The sequence below is a fragment of the Corynebacterium sp. ACRQJ genome (genome assembly GCF_022346045.1).
Classification (GTDB): domain Bacteria; phylum Actinomycetota; class Actinomycetes; order Mycobacteriales; family Mycobacteriaceae; genus Corynebacterium; species Corynebacterium evansiae.
This window is the reverse complement of sequence record NZ_JAKRMT010000001.1, coordinates 242155-263571: the sequence shown is the minus strand read 5'-3', so window position 1 is coordinate 263571 and position 21417 is coordinate 242155. Positions and strand designations below refer to the sequence as shown.

Sequence of the window (21417 nt, the reverse complement as noted above, 5' to 3'; positions counted from 1 at the left end):
CGCGGCCTTCAACGAGAGCCTTACATCCATTTTCTTCCAATTCATCGAGGAAAGTGTCTGGAATGTGGGCTCCTGGTCGGGGCCGCTCATTGACGGATTTGTGGCCCCAAAGATCACCCCATGACAAGTCAATGCCACCTTCGGGGATCCCGAAGTAACCGGTTGCGGGAGCCTGTGGACGCGGACGCCGTCTTGGAGTGCGAGGACCTCCACGGCGACCTGCGCACCGCCCCCGGCCGCCGAGATCTCGCAGTATGACGTCGAGATGATGGAGGACACCGCCATCCGCGGTCACTAGAAACCATGAACTACGAGTTCCACGATTTCGAGACGCTCGTCGAGATTCCGGGCGAGGGGCAGGTCCGCCTCATCCTCTCCGATGACCTCGATGCGGCTTACGCTCCCCTGTCACCGGAGATGACGGCGCGCATCGCTGAGGCTCTCGAAGAGGCACCGGAGTGGTTGGCGGTAGCACGGGAGCGGATCCGGGAGGAATTTCCGGACGGTGAGGTACCTGAGCTGACCAGCGTGTGCGTGCTGTCCGAACCCCTGGAACGCTGGCGCTTCGGGGTGTCCTTCTGGCTGGCGGAGGATCGTGAGCACGGTCGGGGCCTGCAGTTCGCCGCCACCGAGACCGAGGGTTACACCGTCGTGGAGTACGGGGGCGCCGAGGTGGCCTTCTACTGATCCCCGCACACCGCTTCGTGCTCGACTTGCCCGGGGTGTTCGAGCTGGATCGTCGAGTGCTCGATGCGCAGTTCCCGCGGCGCCTGCTGCGCCGCCCCGAGAATTCCGCACTCCTCTGCCGGCACACGCTCCTGATCGACGACGGGGTAGGTGTCAGCATCGTCAAGAAAAACCATGGGGGCCAGAATCCCACAAAAATCCCACAAGAGATATGACAGCCACGACAATGGTGGCCCTCATGGCACTAACGACGTGGACCTGACCAGCGCAAACACAAAACCCCAGCAGGCAGCCAGCCGACCCAGCGCAACCGGACGCCACCGACAACGCTGACGGCACCGATAACGCAAGCACCCCATCGGACGCTGGTGGAACCGATAACGCAGGCACCGCATCGGAGGCTGGGGGAGCGTTGGCCCGCACGGGGGCTGAGGTTGTGCCAGCCGCGTTGGCGGCCGTGACTGTTGTGGCGGGTATGGCGTTGTTGATGGTGATGCGCCGCCGACGTGCCTAAGGCGTCTTGAGGTGAGCCTCGTCGTTCCCTTTCTTGCGAGGGGAGGCGCTCGTGGATGTGGTTTTCATTTTCGCGAGGAAGCCGCGCAGCGTGATGAGTACGCCGTAGATGACGGAATACAGAACCAGGCGGTAGAGGAACGTGAGGAAGTCGTTGATGTCGCGGAGCTCGTTGCCCTCTGCATCCACGATGATGTTGTCGGGGGTGACGGCTGTTTCGCCTTGGGTGGGGTGCTCGATGATGACGCTAGCGGAGAGGTATTCGCCCTCGTTGAGGAACAGTGCCTCAAACGGCGCGTTGTAGATCGGGTTGCCAGGGACGTCCGCGATCGCGCTGACGATGGCCCCGACTATGAACAGGAGGGTACCGAACACGGTCCACCCCTTGCTTGGGAGGAGCAGTATGAGGAAGATCCCGAGGAGAATCCCTGATGCGACCCACGGCACTTCCGACATCACTACGACCAGGAGCATGAACAGTTGCATCCCTAGGGAGAACAGCCCGAAGATCAGGAGTAATCCGAGGACGACGAAGATAATTCGGATCTGAGGCGGGACCTTCTTGAGAAGCCTGCGAGCCATCGGAGTTTTCGAAGTATTCGGTGCTTCTGGTGAGGTTGTCACAGCGACGTCCTTTATCTTCGGTGCAGTTCCACCGCTTTCGCTGGTGGAACTGCAGGAACCTGACGCTAAGGTTAAGGAAGTATCTTTTGAAATCACGTTAGCCGCCCATGGTGAACGGCAGGTAAACCCGGGGGTGGTGTGTTGACACAGAGACGGAAGCGGGGGTTGTCGCGATGTATCGCGACAACCCCCGCTCGTGTGTTTAGCCTGTCTCAGGCCGGTGGTTTAGGCGAGCATGGAGCCCCACACCAGAACCGAAACAGCGAAGATGATTCCCAGCACGATGAGGATCAGGACCATGTAGCCCATCACGTCGCGCAGCTTGAGACCGGAGATGGCCAGGACCGGCAGAACCCAGAACGGCTGAACCATATTGGTCCACTGGTCACCAATCTGCACTGCAACCGCGGTCGCAGCGTGATCCGCGCCAAGCGCGGCCGCAGCCTCTGCCATGACCGGCCCCTGGACTGCGAACTGGCCGCCACCAGACGGCATCAAGATGTTCAAAATACCGCCAGAAATGAACGACCAAAACGGCAGAGTTTCCGCGCTAGCGAAGCTACCGAACGCGTCAGCGAACGCAACGGCCAACCCAGACGCGCTCAAAATACCCATGATGCCCGCATAGAACGGGTACTGGATGATGATGCCGGCAACAACCTTGACACCATCGTTGACTGCCGCGAGGAAGGCGGAAGGCCGCATGAACAACAGAATTCCGAGGAACAGGAACATGAAGTTCACCGTGTCCAGGTTTAGCGTGCCGCCCTTGACGAAGTAGCGGACTGCGAACAGCATCGCGATCAACCCGAAACCGATCCCCACAACGCGGGAGTTGTTCAGACGGCTAGCAATGGTTGGGGTGCTTTCCTGCACAGGCTTTACGGAAACCGCAGGGAAATCTTCCCGGTTGATCTCACGCACCTTCGCCGGATCCTTAGGGTGCAACAACATGTTGAAAATCGGCAAAATGATGAACACCGCAAGGTTCGTCAGCAACAGGTACGGAGAGAACAGAGTATCCGTCAGCGGAATTAGGCCGACCTTCTCTTCCATAAAGTTGCCAGGCGTCGCGAGCAACAAAGGAACCGAACCAGAAAGCCCGATGCCGTAGACCGCGAATCCGGAATAGCCGGCCGCAATCGCAAGAGGATAGTGCAGGCCCTTAACGTTCATCGCGAGCTTCTGCGCAACAATGCCGCCCATCACCAGGCCGAAGCCCCAGTTCAACCACGAACCAATGCCGCCCACCAGCGTCGCTGCAACAATAGCGGCACGTGGCGAAGAGATTTGCAGACGGATCACGTGGTCATAGACGATGATTGGGAAGGTTTAACCATTGCTTCAGAAGAGCGAAGCGGTCAGCAGTTGGGCAAACATGCAGCCAATCCGGGACGTGACTTGCAGAACGCACCGGCCATGGCCTTGAATGTGTAGTATCTCTACAAAGATGGTCAATTTGTGCCCTTGGCACAATACATTGATAGCAGTGATGCACAAGCGGAACTACTCGGCTCACGGAAGTGGCAGGCCGAGTTAGCACAAGAAATTCCAGCAACATCGAAACTTTATCATTATGTGTGCGATCACCTCGGTACCCCACAACTGTTGATGAACCTAGGTCAGGAAGTAGTGCGGGGGTCCAAAGCTAAGGCATGGGGTGAAACCCGTGTCATGAGCCGGTCTGCCGCTGACGAGCAGGTGAAGAATAATCATCGTTTTCAAAGTCAGTACTAAAATAGAAAAGTGAGATTTTTATGTCAACTATGGACGAACAAATGATTCAGCTTATTACTAATTCAGATGATAAGCGGGCTTTAGATGCATTTATAAAGAAAAATGGTATTGATGCAGTAGATAGAGATGGCAGAACTTTTTTCTCATTAGCTGTTGCTAAAAATAATCTTAGCCTGGTGTCATATTTAATCGAGCAGAACTATGATCTGTCTGCCGTCGACAATCAAGGTATGACCGCTTTGCACATAGCGGCTATTCATGATTACTGCGATATGGCTGAGTTGCTACTTGATAACGGTGCTGAGATTGATCCAGTGGATGCTTGGGGTAATACACCGCTTTGGCGTGCAGCGATGAACTCTCCAGATGAGAATAGTTCAACGGCAAAACTTTTGCTTGCAAGAGGTGCGGATAAAAGCAAGGAAAATGATTCAGGTGTTGCGCCAATTGACTTATTGCATAATTGAAATACAGAGTCTAAGCCCCCATTTATAGGAACACCTTTTATTGGATGATATGGGTTTTAAGTAGCTTTAAACCATTGTCAAATGGCGTGCCCGGTCAGCGCACCAAGCATGTGGCGGTCGAGTCCCACGCTTCAACGAAGGCATCAAAGCGATCTCCCGTTGGGCTGCCTTCGCCCGGGAGCACCTCTGCGCTGCCGCACTGGGTCATCATGATGATCGCGTTGGTGACGGTGGGGAAGCTGATGCGTTCTGGGGCCATATGGTCACGGTAGATGGGATACCGGAAAAGGCCCCATTGGTGCAGAGATGCAGGGATAAGGAGAGGGGCGAACCTACCATGAACAGCGGGCAGATTACAGCTTCTTTGCGGGCCCACTGCGAGTGCGCGACTTTGATCATGGGCATTGTGTCCGTGGTTGGCTCACTTCTGAATTGGAACTCGATGTGTGACCCCACCGGCAAGACGGATTTCCATTCCTGTAGCGTCTTCGTTCGTCGTCAAGAAATCTTTGAAGGATTCTGTGCGGCACCGATCACGTCGTTAGTTATTCATCGCGCATGTGCTGAACTTCATTAGGTTTAATGTCCCTTATGGCCTTGATTAGGTCCTGTTAAATCAGAGAGTCGAATAAATTATTGTTTAACCTCTTGAAAATCAATTTTTAAACCGTTTTGTTCTACCTGTTGTTTAAACAGCTCTGTAAATGCTACGATATATTGTCGGGATGTGTTTTTAGCACAATGAACAGTATTGCGAATCTCCTTCATAAATACTGGCGTTTCTACAAAAGGCTCATCTTCATCCCCTAGCCACTCATCATATTCTGATTCCTCTTCGTTTAAAATGCTTTGAATGTTGGTTATTTTCCCAATATAACAATTGATGATTTCACCACCTATTGTTAGCTCTGCTTCAGAAAACTGCATTTCGTCTTCGAGTAGAAGCCTCATTTTTTCATAAAAATCAGCAGAAAAAACCAACAGACTATCTATGCTGTCATATTTATCGGTAAGTTTAATATTCTTGGTACTGAAACCTTCCTGTCCTCTAAATTTAGGTTTCGTAGTTAGTTCGCCTTCGTCATATAAGAAATAAGATTGTATCTCCGATCTATCCCTATTCATCAGCTCTATGTAAGACTCTGAATTAAGCAGTTTACTGTAAATAGAATATAACTTCATTCTTGACTCCTTGCTCATTCAAATAGTGATGCACAACTGTGCTTGCCAGTATTACATCCTTTTCTAAGGTTCGCAGATCCACACGCGTACCCAGCCAGTACAGCTCCCACTCGCTGATCGTGAAGACGATGGCTGCGTGACGTTGGGCGCGGAATGCGGCCATCCACTCGACGCTGTCCCCGGCGGCGAGATTTTCGAGGAGGAAGCTGGTCAGCCGGTACGTCAGGCGGGCGTGGACTGTCACCAGATCGGAGTAGTGGATGGCGGCGGATCCTGTCTTTGCGTCACGTACCTACACGCTCTGTTCATTGCTAATAGCAAGTCGCAACCGGCACTACCTTTTGGCGCTCGCCCCACCTTTTAGCGCCTCACTCTCAGCCTTGCCGGTCGGGGTTCACATCGCCGGACTCCACCTCCCGATCGCACCAGATCGCGGATCCACACCGTCCGAGCAGACCACTCAATGACCAGCGCCACGGCACGTATTCCCTATCGGCGAGCTAGTTTCGCCCCATCTGCGTCATCCGCGCACCACAAGCCCCTGCATCCAACTTGATACGGTCTACGACCCGACTGCGGGCACCGGCGGCATGCTGCTCGTTGCCGCACGTGCCCTCAAGGAGCTCAACCCGGATATCGAGGTGGTGCTTGCAGGCCAAGAACTGATGTCCACCGGTTATGCCATCGGTAAGGCCGACCTGCTCATCCAGGGCGGGGAGCCGGACGCCATTCGCCATGGCGATACCTTGCTCACTGACCTCTACGAGGGTGAGCAGTTCGAGTACATTCTCTCCAACCCGCCGTTCGGCATGGACTGGGAGGTTCAGCAGAAGTCGGTGAAGGAGCAGGCCAAAGTGCCAGGCTCCCGGTTCAGCCACGGCCTGCCGAGTAAGAATGATGGGCAGATGCTTTTCCTCGCACATGTTGCGTCAAAGCTCATGCCCGCGGGTCCGAATGGCTCTGGCGGTCGTGGCGCGGTGGTCTCGAATGGTTCGCCGCTATTCACCGGTGCTCCAGAATCGGGCCCAGACAAGATCCGCGCGTGGTTGCTGGAAAACGACCTAGTGGACGCGATCATCCAGTTACCGACCAATATGTTCTATGGCACCGGAATTTCCACCTATGTTTGGTTCCTGGATACGAACAAGGAGGAGCACCGCAAGGGCTTCGTTCAGATGATCGATGCTTCCGAGTGCTGGTCGGTACCGGATAAGGGTCTGGGGGAGAAGCGCCGGGAGATGAAGGAGCCAGACCGCAAGCGCGTACTCGAAGAGTACGCCGGGTTTAAGGACACTGAGATCTCGAAAGTGCTCACGCCTGCGGACCTGGGCTTCCGGGACGTGGAGATCACCAAGCAGAAGCGCCTGCGCGTTGAGGTCACGCCGGAGGCCGTGGCACAGGTGATGGAGCACAAGTCTGCCGTGTCTGAGCACGCGGACGTGCTCGCCGACGTGGCAGAAGTGAAGTTCAACGACTTGCCGGAGGCACTGAAGGCTGCGGCCAAGAATCGTGGCGTGAAGATGCTCGCCGGCTTGATCGACGTGGTGCTTGACGCCGTGGGTGTCCCGGATGAGAACGCCGATCCCAGCGTGGACCGCAAGGGCAACCCGATCCTTGACCCGGCGTTTTCCATGACGGAGCGGATTCCGCTGACCGAGGACGTCGACGATCACATGGCCCGCGAGGTTCTCCCATTCGCACCGGACGTCACCTGGGATGAGGAGGCCGCCAAGGTGGGTTATGAGATCCCGTTCAAGCGCGTGTTCTATCGTCCAGCTCCGGTGCGCTCACTGGAGGAAATCGACGCCGACGTGGCCACGGTAATGGGCCGTCTGGCTGAGAAGTTCGCGGAGGTGCGGGAGTAATGGAGGAACAAACCCGAAACGTGCCCTTCTGGAGTCTTTTCAGTCGTGTGGCCCGTACCGGTTTCCCGGATGAGGAACTGTTATCCGTCTACCGTGATTACGGCGTGGTTAAGAGGGAAGGGCGTGATGACAACAACAACCGCCTCGGAGCAGAAATCAGTAGATATCAGCTGGTCAAACCGGGGGACCTTGTTTTCAACAAGATGAAGGCATGGCAAGGGTCTCTCGGAGTTTCGGAATTCCGGGGCATTGTGTCTCCGGCATACTTCGTCTATGCACCGCGCCACGAGGCGAATTCTCGATACCTGAACTATGTTCTGCGCTCCGGGCCTTATATCGATCTGTACGCTGCGAACTCGAAGGGGATTCGTCCAGCGCAGTGGGATCTTCAACCGGAGCGCCTGGATCAAGTACGTGTGCCGCTTCCGCGACTGCAGAACCAGCGCGCAATTGCGGATTACCTCGACCACGAAACTGCCGAAATTGACGCCATGAGCGCCGACCTGGACGAGATGGAGTCGCTGCTAACAGAGCGCCGGTCCGCGGTTCTGACCAGCACTATCTCTCGGCTTTCCGTGAAGTGGCCGACGCCTAAACTCGGAACACTCGTGCAGATGATTTCAGGTAGTGGTTTTCCCCATAGGCTCCAAGGGCAGGAGGGGAAGGAGCTGCCGTTCTACAAAGTTGGATCGCTTTCCATGACTGGTAGTGACGGAACGATCGTTGATGATCGGAACTCGATTAGTCGGGAAGACGCCGCTACTCTCCGGGCACACGTGATCCCGGATGGAAGTGTTTTGCTCGCTAAGATTGGCGCGGCTCTGCTTCTAGGCCGCTTTGTTCGAAACGCAAAGCCCTGTTGTATCGATAACAACATGTTGGCGCTAATTCCTACTCCCGAGATCGAGGCAAAATTTCTAGAACATGCTCTTTCGATGGTGGACATTAATGTGCTGGAGCGCTCCGGACCTGTCCCCACTCTTGATCTGGGCGGTTTGCGCCAGCATCGAGTACCCCTGCCACCGCTCGAGGAACAGCATCGAATCGTCGACGAGATCGCCCGCGAAACCTCCGAGATCGACGCTATGCTCGCCGACATCACCGAATTGCGCGACCTGCTCGCCGAGCGCCGTGCCGTCGTCATTGCAGCGGCCGTGACCGGCCAAATCGACATCCCCGCCGCCGAGGAGACCATCCATGACTAACACGGAAATCACCCGCGAAAAAGCGCACGAGAGCGCCATATGCAAGGCACTCGCCGAGCGCGGCTGGACCTACGAGGAAGGCAAGAACGATCAAGGCTGGGATCGGCGTCTCGCGCTCTACCCGGCTGACGTGCTGCAGTGGCTCTCCACCCAATACCCGGAGGAATACGCCAAGGCCGTGCCCGCGGATGCCCCGGAGGCCACCCGCGAGGTCGCACAGCGCAAACTCCTCGAGCGCGTCGCCGAGCAGCTTGAGTCCAGAACCCGGAAGGATCCGCAGTCAGGGAGAACACTCGGCGGGCTGCTGGGCACCCTGCGGGAGGGCTTCAAATACGCCCAGGTCGGCGCCCGCTCCGCCAGCTTCGGCCCCATGGTGGCCTTCCCGCCGGCGAACCCCTTGCTGGAGAAGGTTGCCGAGCGCGCTCAAGACAACATCCTGCGTGTCATCCGCCAGGTGCACTTTGACCCGAAAACCAACGAGACGATCGATCTCGTGCTCACCGTCAATGGCATCCCAGTCGTGACGATGGAGCTGAAGACGGACAGCACCCAGTCCGTGGCCCACGCTCGCAAGCAGTACCGGGAGGACCGCGTGCCGAGCCCAGCTCGCCGCCTGCTGCAGCCGGGCCGCGCGCTCGTCCACTTCGCCGTCTCCAATGCAGAGGTCTACATGACTACTGCGCTTAAAGGCTCGGATACCTTCTTCCTTCCCTTCAACCGCGGCGTCGACGGTGGCGCCGGAAACCCTCCCATCCCCGGCAAATCCGAAACTTCCTACTTGTGGGAGGAAGTGCTGGAACGCGACATGTTCCTCCGCATCCTGCGCGACTTCGCAGTGTGGGAACCCGATGCAAAGCCAAAGCGCGGCACCCCGGGAGGCAAACTCATCTTCCCGCGCTACCACCAGCTCCGCGCGGTAGAGCGCGTCACCCGGGACGTCACCCGACGCGGTGCCGGCGGGCGCTACCTCATCGAGCACTCAGCGGGTTCCGGCAAGACCAAGACCATTGCGTGGCTGGCTCACCGCCTCATCCGGCACGTCGACAAAGACGGACAGAAGACTTTCGACTCCGTCATCGTCGTTACCGACCGCACGGCTCTGGACACTAACGTCCGCCAGGACATGCAGATGATGGACGCCTCCATGGGACTGGTGGTCTCCGTCAGCGAGAACGCCGGGGCGAAATCCCCGCAGCTGCGCCAGGCGATCGAGGAGGGTGACCACATCATCACCTGCACCCTCCAAACCTTCCCGCACGTGCTCAAGCTCCTTGAAAACGAGCAAGACCTCGCGGGCCGGCGCTGGTGCGTCATCGCTGACGAGGCGCACTCCTCCCAGACCGGTTCCAGTGCCTCAGCGCTGCGCGAGCTACTCACGGATGTCGAACTCGACGAAGGGGAGGAGTACACCGCCGACGACCTGCTGGAACTGCGGCAGGAAGCCATCGCCGTCGCCGAAAACATGACCTTCGTGGCACTCACCGCGACGCCCAAGGGAAAGACCCTGCGACTGTTCGGCACCGAAACCCCGGACGGCCAATTCGTCGCTTTCGACACCTACCCAATGGGGCAAGCCATCGAGGAGGGCTTCATTCTCGACGTGCTCGGCAATTACTCGACCTACCAAATGTGGGCCGAAGTCCGCGACGAGCTGGGAAGAACCGAGGAAGTCGACGAGTCTGCAGCAGTCACCGACATGGTGCGCTTCGTCCGCCTGCACCCAACCTCCATCGCGCAGAAAGTGGAGGTCGTCATCGAACATTTCCGCCGCAACGTCGCCCACCACCTGGGCGGCCAGGCTCGCGCGATGGTCGTGACCTCCTCCCGAAAGGCTGCAGTCCGCTGGTCGGAGGAAATGAACCGCTACATCCAGTCCAATGGCTACGACTTCCGCTCCCTAGTGGCCTTCTCAGACGCAGTGCGCGTTGACGAGAACTCCGAACCTGTCACGGAAGTCCAGCTCAACGGTGTCTCCGACGTCGAGCGCGCCTTCAAAGACGACGAGCAGGACTACCGCGTCATTATCGTCGCGAACAAGTTCCAGACCGGCTTTAACGAGCCCCGGCTGTGCGCGATGTACGTCGATAAGCAGCTCTCCGGCGTCACCACCGTGCAGACGCTCTCACGGCTCAACCGCATCCACGAGAACAAGCCCACCCCGATGGTGGTGGACTTCGTCAACGATCCGGAAATGATCATTAAGGACTTTAAGCGCTACTACGAGGGTGCAGCGATCGACACGGACATCGACCCGAACGCGCTGCACACCCTCGGTGAAGAGCTCGACACCTCCGGGTTCTACACGCCCGAGGAGATGGAGCAGGTCGCGCAGATCTACATGGACGGCACCGACTCGGAAGCGCTCCGCGGTGCGGCCGCGCCGATCATCCGGCGGTGGCAGGTTCGACGGGACTCTGGCAAAGATGGGCACGCCGATGCACACAATTTCAAGTCCAACGCGGAAAAGTACCGCCACGCCTACGAATTCCTCTCCCAGATCGTCGCCTACGCAGACGCGGAGGTTTCCAAGCGTGCGATGCTCGCCGCCGTGCTGGAGCGCAACCTTCACCTTTCGGAGTACGACGACGAGGATGAAGACTTCATCACCGGACTCTCACTGGCCGGTGTTGCGATCACCCAAAACGAGATCGAGGTCGATCGGTCATTGACCGACGGGGGAGGGGAAGCCTTGAAGGTGCCAACTTTCGACGTCACCGTCGGCGGGGATGCCACCCCGTTACGCGCTGCATTCGACGAGGCAGTCGAAAAGGTCAACGACATCTTCTCAATGGCGGGGGTGGATGTGACCTCCGGTGAAACCGCGCAGATGATCGTCGCTGCGTGGGGAACGCTCTCCGCTCAGCCTGAAGCGTTGAAGCTAGGACGAACCAATAACAAGGAGCAGCTGAAGCGCTCCAAGAGATTCCAAGGCGAGGCGACGAAGGCAATTTTCTCGGGAATCGCTGAGCGTCAGCAACGCGACGCGCTACTCTCCAGCGACCGAGACGTGTTGCACGGCGTGATTGGAGCACTGGCAGAGCTGATGGCTGCCGCTAAGGAGATGGGGAAGTTGGACGAATAGTCCTTAGTGGCGAAATATGTCGGACTGACAGGATTTGAACCTGCGACCCCTACACCCCCAGTGTAGTGCGCTACCAAGCTGCGCCACAGTCCGCCGAAGCCCTGTTAAAAGGACAACGGCGATAGGTTACCCCACTCCCATCGCCGTTAGGAAATCCCCTGCTTAGACCGGCTGTACGATCTCTTCGGAAACGATGATGCCGTCCGAATCGCAGTAAATGTACTCGCCGGGGATAAAGTCCACGCCGCCGAAGCTCACCGTCACGTCGCGCTCGCCCTCACCGGTCTTCGTGGACTTGCGCGGGTTGGTGCCCAGCGCCTTGCAGCCGAACTCCATCTGGCCAATCACCTTGGAGTCGCGGACCGGCCCGTTAATCACCACACCGGCCCAGCCGTGGTCCTTGCCCAGCCCCGCAATGATGTCGCCCACCAGCGCAGTGTGCATCGACGCATCGCCGTCGATCACCAGCACGCCACCGGGGTTCTCCTCCTGCAGCACCTTCTTCAGCAGCGCATTGTCCTGGAAGCATTTCACCGTGGTGATCTTCCCGCAGAATTCAACCACGCCGCCCAGGTCGCGGAACTGCGTGTCGCAGCTGCGCACGTCGCTGCCAATGATGTCCACCAGGTCGGCGGTCGGAATAAAAGTCAGTTTCTCTTCAGCCATGCCACCTACTTTAGGCGTAAGGCCTCCCACGCCGCGATCAATTCGCCCACACGCTGCCCGGATCCCCTCTGCAGAAGCAGGTGATCCATCCCCTCCAGGCTCACCCAGTCCGCGCGAGGCAGAGCCGCCCGCATCGCATGCGCCTCCGCCACGGGAACTACCAGGTCATCGGGGGAGTGCAGCACAAGAGACGTGGCGTCACTAGAAGAAACAGCAGCCACAGTATCCGCCGAATCGGCCGCAGCGAGCTCATCCAACATCGCCTGGCCCAAAGAAAGCTCCCGCTGGCGCTCGAACATCTGCATAATCTCCGGCGCGCGCTTGGCGGTTTCCTGCAGCTCAGAAGGCGTGCCGACGGTCACGATGCTCTCCACCGAAGCGACCTCCGCCGCCGCCCGCTGCACCGCCGTGCCTCCCAGCGAGTGCCCCACCAGCAGCTCCGCCCCGCCGAACCACTCGGCGGCAGCGCGCACGTCGGAAACATTCGTCCCCAGCGTGGTCTCCTCAAACTCGCCACCGGAATCGCCCAGTCCAGCGAAGTCGAAGCGCAAGCTCGCATAACCTGCCCGCGCCAGCGCCTTGGAAATGCGCGTCACCCCAATCGCGCCGCGCGTACAGGTAAAGCAGTGCGCGACGACCGCCCGCCGGGGTGCATCCTCCAATTGCACATCCCGCGGCAAGTCCACCGTTCCCGCCAACTGCCAGCCATTTTCTGTGGGAATGGTCACGTGAATGGAGCGTATCGTGCGGGTCATGGATCGCCTCTTGCCTTAAGTCGGTTAACGTGGTCAGTACATTTTTACATCTCACATTCGAAGGGCACATTCATGGCATTTGACTGGTTCTGGAAGGCGATGGGATCTTCCCCGAAGAAGAATCAGAAGAAAAGCCGGGCCGTGGTCGCTCAGGCCGACTCGTCGCGCTACTCGGGGCTAAGCGATGCGGAGCTTCGGGACGCCGCCTCGGACGTGGTGACCGAACAATCCACTAGCGAGGATGGCCACCACTTCGGTGGGCAGGTAGACGACGCTCCCGCGCTGCTGGCAATCCTGCGCGAAGCGGCAAGCCGCACCCTGAACATGGAGCCCTTCGACGTGCAGATGCAGGGCACCTACCGCCTGTTGCACGGCGACGTGGTGGAGATGGCCACCGGTGAGGGTAAGACCCTAGCCGGCGCGATGGCCGCCGTGGGCTTTGCTTTGCAGGGCAAGCGCGTCCACGTCATCACGGTCAACAGCTACCTGGCTGGGCGCGATAACGACTGGATGGGCCCGATGTTTGACTTCTTCGGGCTGACCCACGGCGCGATCCACGAGGACCTCACCGCGGACCAGCGCCGCGACATTTACTCCCGCGACGTCATCTTCGGAGCCATCAACGAGCTCGGCTTCGACGTCCTGCGCGACCAGCTGATCACCCGCCGCGCCGACCAGGTGCGCACCCCGGCGGACGTGGCCGTGATTGACGAGGCCGACTCGGTGATGGTCGACGAGGCCCTCGTGCCACTGGTGCTCGCCGGTTCCGAGCCCGGCCCCGCGCCCGCCGGCCGCATTACCGACCTGGTCAAGCGCATGGAGGAAGATAAGCACTTCCACGTCTCCGAGGACCACCGCAACGTCTTCCTCACCGACGAGGGCGCAGCGTTCGTAGAAAAGCAGCTGGGCGTGGAGTCTCTATACGAGGACGAAGGCGAGCTGCTGGTGCAGGTGAACGTCGCCCTGCACGCCGAGCACCTGCTGATCCGCGACGTCCACTATATCGTGCGCGACGGCAAGGTTGCTCTTATTGACGGCTCCCGCGGCCGCGTGGCCGAGCTGCAGCGTTGGCCCGACGGCCTGCAAGCGGCAGTGGAAGCCAAGGAGGGGCTGGACGTCACCGACGGCGGCCGCATCCTCGACCAGATCACCATCCAGGCGCTGGTCGGCATGTACCCCGAGGTCTGTGGCATGACGGGTACGGCCCTGGCGGCCGGGGATCAGCTGCGACAGTTCTACAACCTGCAGGTTTCCGTCATTGAACCGAACGTGCCGAACATCCGCTTCGACGAGGCCGACCGGGTGTACGTCTCCGCCGCCGAGCGCAACGACGCGGTGGTTAAGCACATCGTCGAGGTGCAGAAGACCGGCCAGCCACAGCTGGTGGGCACCCAGGACGTTGCGGAATCCGAGCAACTGGCAGAGGCTCTGCTCTCCGCGGGTGTGGAATGCTCCGTGCTGAACGCGAAGAACCACGAGGCCGAGGCGGCCGTCGTTGCCGAGGCCGGCCGCCCTGGCCGCGTGACCGTCTCCACGCAGATGGCCGGCCGCGGTACCGACATCAAGCTGGGCGGCACCGACGAGGCCGAGCACGACGAGGTCGTGGAGACCGGTGGCCTGCACGTCGTTGGCGTGGGCCGCTTCCGCTCCCAGCGCCTGGATAACCAGCTGCGCGGCCGCGCGGGCCGTCAGGGCGACCCAGGCAGCTCCCTGTTCTTCGTTTCCCTGGAAGACGACGTGGTCGCCGTGGGCGGCGCAGGGGAGGAGCTGCAGGCTCAGCCAGAGGAGGACGGCCTGCTGCCGCAGAAGAAGGTCCAGCAGTTCGTGGACCACTGCCAGCGCGTGACCGAGGGCCAGATGCTGGACATTCACGCCACCACCTGGAAGTACAACAAGATGATCAAGGACCAGCGCGACATCGTCAACGATCGCCGCGACACCCTGCTGGATACCGCCGCGGCCTGGGACGACCTGAGCTACCACAACGTCGACCGCGCCGCGGAGCTGAAGAAGCAGGGGATTAGCGAGGAAGTGCTGGAGCAGGCCGCCCGCGAAATCATGCTGTTCCACCTGGATAACGAGTGGTCGGAGCACCTGGCTTACCTGGATGACGTGCGCGAGTCCATCCACCTGCGCGCCATCGCCCGCGAATCGCCGATCGACGAGTTCCACCGCATGTCCATCGCCGCCTTCGGCGAGCTGGCCGAGCGTGCCGTCAACAAGGCCCGCGAGACGTTTGACGAGGTAGAGATCACTTCCGAGGGCGCCCAGCTGGGCGAGATGGGCCTGCACAAGCCCAGCGCTACGTGGACTTACATGGTGAACGACAACCCGCTATCCTCCTCCGGGGGATCTGTGATGGGGTCTATCGTTCAGATGTTCCGCTAGCTGCTTTAGGGTATTGTTAGACGTATTGTTATAGCCGAACCGATTAGTTCGAATGAGAGGACTTGAAAGCCATGAGCGATAACACCGGAGTGCCTGAGGCATCTGTCGAGACCACGTCAGTCTTTCGCGCAGACCTTCTAAAGGAGATGGAGTCTGGTTCGCAGCACGATGCCTCTCCCGCCGGTGTGGAGGGCCTTCCTGAAGGCTCTGCGCTGCTGGTTGTGAAGCGCGGCCCGAACGCTGGCTCCCGCTTCCTGCTGGACCAAGACACGACCGCCGCTGGCCGCCACCCGGACAGCGACATCTTCCTGGATGACGTCACCGTTTCCCGCCGCCACGCTGAGTTCCGCCGCAATGGCGACCAGTACGAGGTTGTGGATGTCGGGTCCCTGAACGGCACCTACGTGAACCGCGAGCCGAAGAACTCCTCCGTTCTGTCCAATGGCGACGAGATCCAGATCGGCAAGTTCCGCCTGGTGTTCCTGAACGGTTCGAAGGAAGCCTAAGGAAAAGTGAGCGCACAGAGAAGCCACGCTAGCGCTCCTGCACCTGCCTCCTCACCAGCCGGAAGGGTTCTTCCCACTTCGTCCATTGGCGATGTGCTGAAGCAGCTGAAGCCGGACTTCCCGGACGTCACCGTCTCGAAGATCCGCTTCCTGGAATCCGAAGGTCTGGTTAGCCCGCGCCGTTCGCAGAGCGGTTACCGGCGCTTTTCCCCGGAGGATATTTCCAGGCTGCGCTACATTTTGACCCTCCAGCGGGATAACTACCTGCCGCTGAAGGTTATCCGCGAACGCCTGGAGGCCATGGACTCCGGCAAGGTCACCCCCGTGACCGCCGCCCGCAAGTCCGCCCCCGGTGCGATCTCCCCGGAGCAGATGCGGGCCACGCAGTCCCGCCGCCTGACCCGCGCGGACGTTACGGCGCGCGCCAACGTGCAGGATTCTTTCACCGGATCCCTGATCCGCATGGGGCTGATCTCCGCCGACTCGGCCGGTTTCTTCTCGGTCGATGACGTCGAGATCGTGCAGATCGCGCAGAACCTGACCGACCACGGCCTGGATAACCGCCACCTGAAGGCGCTGTTGACCATCGCGAACCGCCAGTTCGACATGGTTTCCCGCATCGCCGACCCGCTGGCTCACGGCCGCGACGAGAACGCCCAGCAGCGCTCCGCCGAGACCGCCCGCGAGATGTCCGCGCTGATCATTTCGCTCAACACCGCGCTGGTGAAGGGCAACCTTGGCTAAAGGCACCGAAGTCGTCTTCCTCGGCCGCGCTGTCGGTAGCTCTCTCGGTTGCGGCGCGCCCGTGCCCGACTGTCTTATTTTTATGACGCCCCAGCGCACCCACATCCTGCCGATCTGGGTGGAGCCAACGTTGGATCTGGGCGGGCGCCCCACGGATGCCGAGGTGCTGGCGAACATCCTGAAGCACGACGAGGCGCGCGACCCGTGGTTTGCCCGCATCGTCACCAACTCTCGCGGCCAGATGACCGCCGGTTTGGTGCTGGAGGAAGGGGAGTCCGAGCGTTTCATCGACATTCGCCCCTCCATCCTGGAGCCCTTGTGGCACGCGGGCGTGATCTTCGACGTGCGCGTTGAACCCGGGGTGGAAAGCTCGCTGATCCGCGTAAACCCCGCCTGGGTCGACGAACTCGAGGCGAAGCTCAAGCAGGTGGACGAAGACGGCGACCAGGTGGACTTCCTGCTGGATTGGAACCCGGAGGACATGGGCTTCACCGCCAGCGACAACGCGGATTCCGACTTCCAACAAATGTGGGAGGGCCTGGGACTGTCGAGCGATCTCGACGACTGGCTCAAGGAATGACACGCCTGTTGTTACACGTGTGATTTTTGTGACTCGTGTTAAAGTAATGTTCGGCTAGCGGTTGACTGTGCCGCAAACCGGTCTAATCTTTAGAAGAGAATTGAAATTACACCAGGAGTGTTTCATGCAGGATGCCCTTTTCGACGTCCATGGCCCCGACGACGAGGTCGGCTACCGCGTGCCGATCGCCTGCCAAGTCGCCGGCATTACCTACCGTCAGCTGGACTACTGGGCCCGCACCAAGCTGGTTCAGCCCAGCATCCGTAATGCCGCCGGCTCCGGATCCCAGCGCCTGTACTCCTTCCGCGACATCCTGGTGCTGAAGATCGTGAAAGGCCTGCTGGATACCGGCATTTCCCTGCAGAACATCCGCAAGGCCGTGGAAAAGCTGGAGAACCTGGGCGTCGACGACCTCGCCGGCATCACCCTCGTCTCCGACGGCCACACCGTCTACGAGTGCCGCTCCTCCGAGGAAGTCATCGACCTCCTCAACGGCGGCCAGGGCGTATTCGGCATTGCCGTTCCGGGCCTGATGAAGGAACTGACCGGCACCATCACCGCCTTCCCCTCCGAGAAGGTCGTGCAGGACGCTGCCATCGACGAGCTGGCCGAGCGCCGCCGTCGCCGTATGGCCTAAAGCTGCCTCAGAAAAGCTCCCCGCGCCCGCTGGTTCAGCTCCGGCAGGGGACCATCCTGCAGCTGCGGGGCCAACACTCCACCATTCTCTTCTGCGACCTCCACCTTGGAGACCGCCAGCGCCTCATCGGCCATCTGCCGATCCGCTGGCTTCCACAGCTCCGCGCCCGGCTGGCCACCCTCACCCCACGCCTTGTAAGCCTTAATCGCTTCCGCGTCCGGCTTACGCACAACCTCCGCCTTTAGGCAGTGGTCCAGCTCCACCTCGTTCGCATCGTTGAACTCCTGCACCGCATCCTTCAACTCCGCCTCATTCGCAGCCCACACCTGCACCACGAATTCCCCCTGCGGGCATTCCGGCGCGGCCAAGTCGTCCTGGTTATTCCGCGCCAGCGCCACCCACCCGGCCACTAGGAGCGCCACCACGATCACGGCCGCGAGCGCTGCCCAGACCCATCCGGCAACCCGATAGTTCTGCTTTCCGCTTGCGTGACGTGCCACGATTCTTCTTCCTCCCAGTAGTTTTCTACCCAGTGTAGGCCAGTAGCCGCTTGCGCAGCCCCTGTCCGCGCTCCATCAGCCCCTTTTGCCGGGCCACGTACTCCGCCCGTCCCGCCGGGGTCTCGATCCGCACCGGCTCGAAACCCCATTCGCACAGGTCATAGGGCGAAGCCTCCATGTCCAGCCGGCGCACGTCGCAGGCCAGCTCGAAGCAGTCCAGCCACAGCTCGCCGGGGATCAGCGGCCCCAGCTTCGTAGCCCACTTGTATAGATCCATGGTGGCGTGCAGGCAGCCCGGCTGCTCCATCTGGGGCTGCGAGTCGCGTGTTGGGGTGTGGGCGTTGCGGGGCGCGGCGGCGTCCGTAAAAAAGCGATAAGCGTCAAAGTGCGTGCACTTCAACTGCGACGCTTCCACCACCTCGTCGGTACCGGCCGCGCCCAGCCGCAAAGGCTCGGGGTGGCGGGGCGCATCCTTGTAGACCATCGCCCACTCGTGCAACCCAAAGCAGCCGAGCACGGGCGGATGCCGGTACGTGGCGTCCAACAGCCGAGCGATATAGCGCACCGTCTTGCCTCGCGCGGCCATAAACCGTTCCGCATCGAGGGTCCACACGTCGCCGCGGCGCACGTAGTGGTCCTTGTACTGCGGCAGGTCGCCGTCGCCATCCCACACCACACCCTTATTGACGCCCGGATGCCAGTGGCTCAGCTTCCCAGGGGTAGTGGGGTAGTAGGTGAACATGAAATCCCACACCGGGTGCCTTTCACCCTCCGCGCGGCGCCTGCGGTGCCCCTCGGTGAGGCGCTGCACGCGCTCCCGGTGGGCGGCTTGCCTATCGCGCCAGTTGTTCAGTACCTCAGTCATGGGTCCAGTCGCGGACGGTGCCGACGAGCTCCTCGATGATGTCCTCCAGCGTGATCATGCCGATGATCTGCCCATCCGCATCCACCACCGCGGCGATGTGGCTGGAGGTACGGCGCATGTTACGCATCGCTACGTCGAAGCTGGAACCGGTCTTGACCTCCAGCAGGGGGCGGATGTCCGTGGTATCCAGCTGGCCGTCGGGCTCCACCAGGTTGTCCAGCACATCCTTGACGTGGACGTAGCCGATCCACTTGCCCTTGGTATCGGTGACGGGGAAGCGGGAGTAGCCCGTCTCCTGCACAGCCTTCTCCACGGCCGCGACCTTCATACGCGGGCCATCCTGTCGGATGCAGTGCACGTCGGCCGCGGGGATCAGCACCTCGTCCAGCGTGCGGCGCGAGGAGCTCAAAGCCTTGTCCAGACGGTTGGCCTCCTCCGGGGCGATCAGCCCCTCGGAGCGGGAATCCTGGATCATGCTGGCCAGCTCGGCGGGGGAGACTGTGGAGTCCAGCTCATCCTTCTGCTCCACGCCCATCAGCTTGAGCGTATGGCGCGCGATCCAGTTCAGCAGCTGCATGATCGGGTTCGTGACCTTGACGAACAAAAGGTGCAGCGGCACCACGAACGTCGCGACGGTCTCCGGGCCGGCCAGGGCGATGTTCTTCGGCACCATCTCACCCAGGATGATGTGCAGCATCGTCACGACCAGCAGGGCAATCGCAAAGCTCACCGGGTGCAGCATCTCCAGTGGCAGCCCCAGTGCCTCGAACGGCGCCTCGATGAGGTGCGCGATCGCGGGCTCGCCGACCTTACCCAGCAGCAGCGAGGCGATCGTAATGCCGAACTGCGCGCCCGCCAGCATGATCGACAGGTGTTCGCTGGCGTAAAGCACCCGCTTGGCGCGCTTGTTGCCCGCGGCGATCATGGAATCCAGGCGATCCCTGCGCGAGGAAATCAGCGCGAACTCCACCGCCACGAAGAAGGCGTTGAGCGCCAGCAGGAAGACGGCAAAGACGATGGCCCAAATGTCACTCATTAGTTTGCCTCCTCCTTGGTCAGCGGTTGCAGCAGCACCTTGTCCACGCGCCGGTTATCCATCTCCTTGACGGTGGCCCGCCAGCGTCCGGACATGCCCGTTTCGAAGCTCTCCATCATCTCGTTGTCGCCGACGGGCAGCAACACCTCGTCCCCCTCGGCGGGGATGCGCCCCAGCGTGGCCATGATCAACCCGCCGAGCGTATCGTAGTCGCCCTCTGGCGCGGTGTAGCCCACGGCGTCCGGCAGCTCGTCGGTGCGCACCAGGCCGGAAACCTCCCAGTGGGTGCCCGTCTTGCGGACTTCCTTGTCCTCTTCCACATCGTCATGCTCGTCCCACACCTCGCCGAGGATCTCCTCGACCACGTCCTCGATCGTCACGATTCCGGCGGTGCCGCCGTACTCGTCCACGACCATCACCAGCTGCGAGCCCGCGGCCCGCACCTGATTCAGCACGTCATCGCCGCTCAAAGAATCCGGCACGGAGGGGACGTTCTTCATCAGCTTGTTCAAAGTGGTGGTGGGGCGCGAGTCGTGGGGGATGGTCAGTGCATCCTTCACGTGCACCACGCCCACGGTCTCGTCCAGGTCCCCACGGGTCACGGGGAAGCGCGAGTGCCCGGTTTCCAGCGCCAGCTCGATCAGATCCTGCGCGGTCTCCTCGACAGTCAGAGATTCGACGGTCGACCGGGGTGTCATCACATCCTCCGCTGAGGCGTCACTAAACCGCAGCGACAGATCCAGAATCCGCGCCTTAGACTCGGTGAACCCACCGCTGCCCGTCGAGTTTCTCACCAGCGCCGAGAGCTCCTCGGCCGATCGTGCGGACGCCAACTCGTCCGCCGGCTCAATGCCCAACTTCCGCACAACCGCGTTGGCCATGGAGTTCATCCCGTTGATGAACCACTTCAGCACCACGTTGAAGGTCCACGCCGGGCGGATCGTAGCGCGGGCCACCTCGATGGGGTGGGTGATTGCCAGGTTCTTCGGCACCAGCTCGCCGAACACCATCGACAGCACCGTTGCCACAATCAGCGACAGCACCAGGGCGATCGGCATGGCGGCGGCCTCGCTTAACCCCGCAGCTTCCAGCACCGGGTCGAAGAACTTCGCCAGGATCGGCTCCGCCAGATAACCCGTGGCCAGGGTGGTGATCGTAATGCCCAGCTGCGCGCCGGAAAGCAGGAAGGAGAGCTGCCCGTGCGCCTTTTGCACCAGCTTCGCCGTACCGTCGCCCTTGGTGCGGGCGTGCTCGTCAATGGTGGAGCGTTCCAGCCCCGTCATCGCGAATTCCACAGCCACGAACAGGCCGGTAGCGGCCGTTAGCAGCACAAACAGGACTAGCCCGACTAGGGAAAGAACTATGTCCACTTGAGTAT

General features: G+C 60.5%; 23 protein-coding genes and 1 tRNA gene. 11 read left to right on the top strand and 13 right to left on the bottom strand.

The window, feature by feature from the left end; genetic code table 11:
• Positions 1 to 303 precede the first annotated feature (303 nt).
• The gene (locus tag MHX52_RS01255) at positions 304 to 687 is read left to right on the top strand and encodes a hypothetical protein (RefSeq protein ID WP_049050028.1); all 384 of its coding nucleotides are present in this window, start codon (positions 304 to 306) and stop codon (positions 685 to 687) included.
• On the opposite strand, the gene MHX52_RS01250 is transcribed toward MHX52_RS01255, so the two are convergent.
• The 3 genes from MHX52_RS01250 to MHX52_RS01240 all read right to left on the bottom strand — a co-directional run bounded on the left by MHX52_RS01250 (position 681) and on the right by MHX52_RS01240 (position 3129).
• The gene (locus MHX52_RS01250) at positions 681 to 863 is read right to left on the bottom strand and encodes a hypothetical protein (protein WP_049050027.1); all 183 of its coding nucleotides are present in this window, start codon (positions 861 to 863) and stop codon (positions 681 to 683) included. The two genes, MHX52_RS01255 and MHX52_RS01250, sit on opposite strands and share 7 nt — an antisense overlap.
• 334 nt (positions 864 to 1197) lie before the next feature.
• Positions 1198 to 1674: a hypothetical protein gene (locus MHX52_RS01245; RefSeq protein ID WP_141741112.1), complete on the bottom strand. Its 477-nt coding sequence runs from the start codon at positions 1672 to 1674 to the stop codon at positions 1198 to 1200.
• A 375-nt stretch (positions 1675 to 2049) separates the two neighbouring features.
• Entirely contained in the window at positions 2050 to 3129 is a 1080-nt protein-coding gene (locus MHX52_RS01240; protein ID WP_070487436.1) for a TIGR00366 family protein, read from the bottom strand.
• 162 nt (positions 3130 to 3291) lie between these two features.
• On the opposite strand from MHX52_RS01240, the gene MHX52_RS01235 reads away from it, so the two are divergent.
• On the top strand, positions 3292 to 3561 hold the full coding sequence (locus MHX52_RS01235) for an RHS domain-containing protein (RefSeq protein ID WP_141741113.1): 270 nt from the start codon (positions 3292 to 3294) through the stop codon (positions 3559 to 3561).
• 20 nt (positions 3562 to 3581) lie between these two features.
• Entirely contained in the window at positions 3582 to 4028 is a 447-nt protein-coding gene (locus MHX52_RS01230) for an ankyrin repeat domain-containing protein (RefSeq protein ID WP_080971947.1), read from the top strand.
• A gap of 94 nt (positions 4029 to 4122) precedes the next feature.
• Here MHX52_RS01230 and MHX52_RS01225 read toward each other — a convergent pair whose 3' ends face one another.
• The 3 genes from MHX52_RS01225 to MHX52_RS01215 form a co-directional block, all read right to left on the bottom strand.
• Positions 4123 to 4287 (bottom strand): hypothetical protein, encoded by a 165-nt coding sequence (locus MHX52_RS01225; RefSeq protein ID WP_153245987.1) that lies wholly within the window; start codon positions 4285 to 4287, stop codon positions 4123 to 4125.
• A gap of 374 nt (positions 4288 to 4661) precedes the next feature.
• Complete coding sequence (locus MHX52_RS01220) at positions 4662 to 5210, bottom strand: hypothetical protein (protein WP_083200675.1); 549 nt, start codon at positions 5208 to 5210, stop codon at positions 4662 to 4664.
• A complete protein-coding gene (locus MHX52_RS01215) occupies positions 5185 to 5454 on the bottom strand; it encodes a hypothetical protein (protein WP_068539488.1) in 270 nt (89 codons plus the stop codon). The genes MHX52_RS01220 and MHX52_RS01215 overlap by 26 nt, the downstream gene beginning before the upstream one ends.
• A 247-nt stretch (positions 5455 to 5701) precedes the next feature.
• Here MHX52_RS01215 and MHX52_RS01210 point away from each other — a divergent pair, with 247 nt between their 5' ends.
• From MHX52_RS01210 to MHX52_RS01200, 3 genes are read left to right on the top strand one after another with little or no spacing between them, the layout of a single operon-like run.
• Positions 5702 to 7075 carry a class I SAM-dependent DNA methyltransferase gene (locus MHX52_RS01210; RefSeq protein WP_370642190.1) on the top strand — a complete coding sequence of 458 codons (1374 nt, stop codon included), beginning with the start codon at positions 5702 to 5704 and terminating at the stop codon, positions 7073 to 7075.
• On the top strand, positions 7075 to 8280 hold the full coding sequence (locus tag MHX52_RS01205) for a restriction endonuclease subunit S (protein WP_051890832.1): 1206 nt from the start codon (positions 7075 to 7077) through the stop codon (positions 8278 to 8280). Before MHX52_RS01210 ends, MHX52_RS01205 begins: the two co-directional genes overlap by 1 nt.
• Positions 8273 to 11362 (top strand): type I restriction endonuclease subunit R, encoded by a 3090-nt coding sequence (locus MHX52_RS01200; protein WP_239316145.1) that lies wholly within the window; start codon positions 8273 to 8275, stop codon positions 11360 to 11362. The genes MHX52_RS01205 and MHX52_RS01200 overlap by 8 nt, the downstream gene beginning before the upstream one ends.
• A 19-nt stretch (positions 11363 to 11381) precedes the next feature.
• Here MHX52_RS01200 and MHX52_RS01195 read toward each other — a convergent pair.
• The 3 genes from MHX52_RS01195 to MHX52_RS01185 all read right to left on the bottom strand — a co-directional run bounded on the left by MHX52_RS01195 (position 11382) and on the right by MHX52_RS01185 (position 12783).
• Positions 11382 to 11455, bottom strand: a tRNA-Pro gene (locus tag MHX52_RS01195).
• A 69-nt stretch (positions 11456 to 11524) separates the two neighbouring features.
• Positions 11525 to 12028 carry a ribonuclease E activity regulator RraA gene (gene rraA, locus MHX52_RS01190; protein WP_239316143.1) on the bottom strand — a complete coding sequence of 168 codons (504 nt, stop codon included), beginning with the start codon at positions 12026 to 12028 and terminating at the stop codon, positions 11525 to 11527.
• 5 nt (positions 12029 to 12033) lie between these two features.
• A complete protein-coding gene (locus MHX52_RS01185) occupies positions 12034 to 12783 on the bottom strand; it encodes a S9 family peptidase (protein WP_239316141.1) in 750 nt (249 codons plus the stop codon).
• 72 nt (positions 12784 to 12855) lie between these two features.
• On the opposite strand from MHX52_RS01185, the gene secA2 reads away from it, so the two are divergent.
• From secA2 to MHX52_RS01160, 5 genes are all read left to right on the top strand, one after another.
• Positions 12856 to 15171 carry an accessory Sec system translocase SecA2 gene (gene secA2 / locus MHX52_RS01180; protein WP_239316139.1) on the top strand — a complete coding sequence of 772 codons (2316 nt, stop codon included), beginning with the start codon at positions 12856 to 12858 and terminating at the stop codon, positions 15169 to 15171.
• Positions 15172 to 15242: 71 nt separating this feature from the next.
• The gene (gene odhI, locus MHX52_RS01175) at positions 15243 to 15677 is read left to right on the top strand and encodes an oxoglutarate dehydrogenase inhibitor Odhl (RefSeq protein ID WP_034987504.1); all 435 of its coding nucleotides are present in this window, start codon (positions 15243 to 15245) and stop codon (positions 15675 to 15677) included.
• A 6-nt stretch (positions 15678 to 15683) separates the two neighbouring features.
• A complete protein-coding gene (locus MHX52_RS01170) occupies positions 15684 to 16421 on the top strand; it encodes a MerR family transcriptional regulator (protein WP_035004027.1) in 738 nt (245 codons plus the stop codon).
• Positions 16422 to 16503: 82 nt separating this feature from the next.
• Positions 16504 to 17001 carry a hypothetical protein gene (locus MHX52_RS01165; protein ID WP_239316137.1) on the top strand — a complete coding sequence of 166 codons (498 nt, stop codon included), beginning with the start codon at positions 16504 to 16506 and terminating at the stop codon, positions 16999 to 17001.
• 124 nt (positions 17002 to 17125) lie between these two features.
• A complete protein-coding gene (locus tag MHX52_RS01160) occupies positions 17126 to 17638 on the top strand; it encodes a MerR family transcriptional regulator (RefSeq protein WP_005294601.1) in 513 nt (170 codons plus the stop codon).
• On the opposite strand, the gene MHX52_RS01155 is transcribed toward MHX52_RS01160, so the two are convergent.
• Genes MHX52_RS01155 through MHX52_RS01140 form a run of 4 tightly spaced genes read right to left on the bottom strand, consistent with a single transcriptional unit; the run spans position 17635 to position 21409 of the window.
• Positions 17635 to 18138, bottom strand: a complete 504-nt coding sequence (locus MHX52_RS01155) for a hypothetical protein (RefSeq protein WP_035004023.1) — start codon at positions 18136 to 18138, stop codon at positions 17635 to 17637. The genes MHX52_RS01160 and MHX52_RS01155 overlap by 4 nt on opposite strands.
• Positions 18139 to 18163: 25 nt before the next feature.
• Positions 18164 to 19003 carry a 3-methyladenine DNA glycosylase gene (locus tag MHX52_RS01150; RefSeq protein WP_239316135.1) on the bottom strand — a complete coding sequence of 280 codons (840 nt, stop codon included), beginning with the start codon at positions 19001 to 19003 and terminating at the stop codon, positions 18164 to 18166.
• A complete protein-coding gene (locus MHX52_RS01145) occupies positions 18996 to 20039 on the bottom strand; it encodes a hemolysin family protein (RefSeq protein ID WP_035004018.1) in 1044 nt (347 codons plus the stop codon). Before MHX52_RS01145 ends, MHX52_RS01150 begins: the two co-directional genes overlap by 8 nt.
• The gene (locus MHX52_RS01140; RefSeq protein WP_035004016.1) at positions 20039 to 21409 is read right to left on the bottom strand and encodes a hemolysin family protein; all 1371 of its coding nucleotides are present in this window, start codon (positions 21407 to 21409) and stop codon (positions 20039 to 20041) included. Before MHX52_RS01140 ends, MHX52_RS01145 begins: the two co-directional genes overlap by 1 nt.
• Positions 21410 to 21417 lie beyond the last annotated feature (8 nt).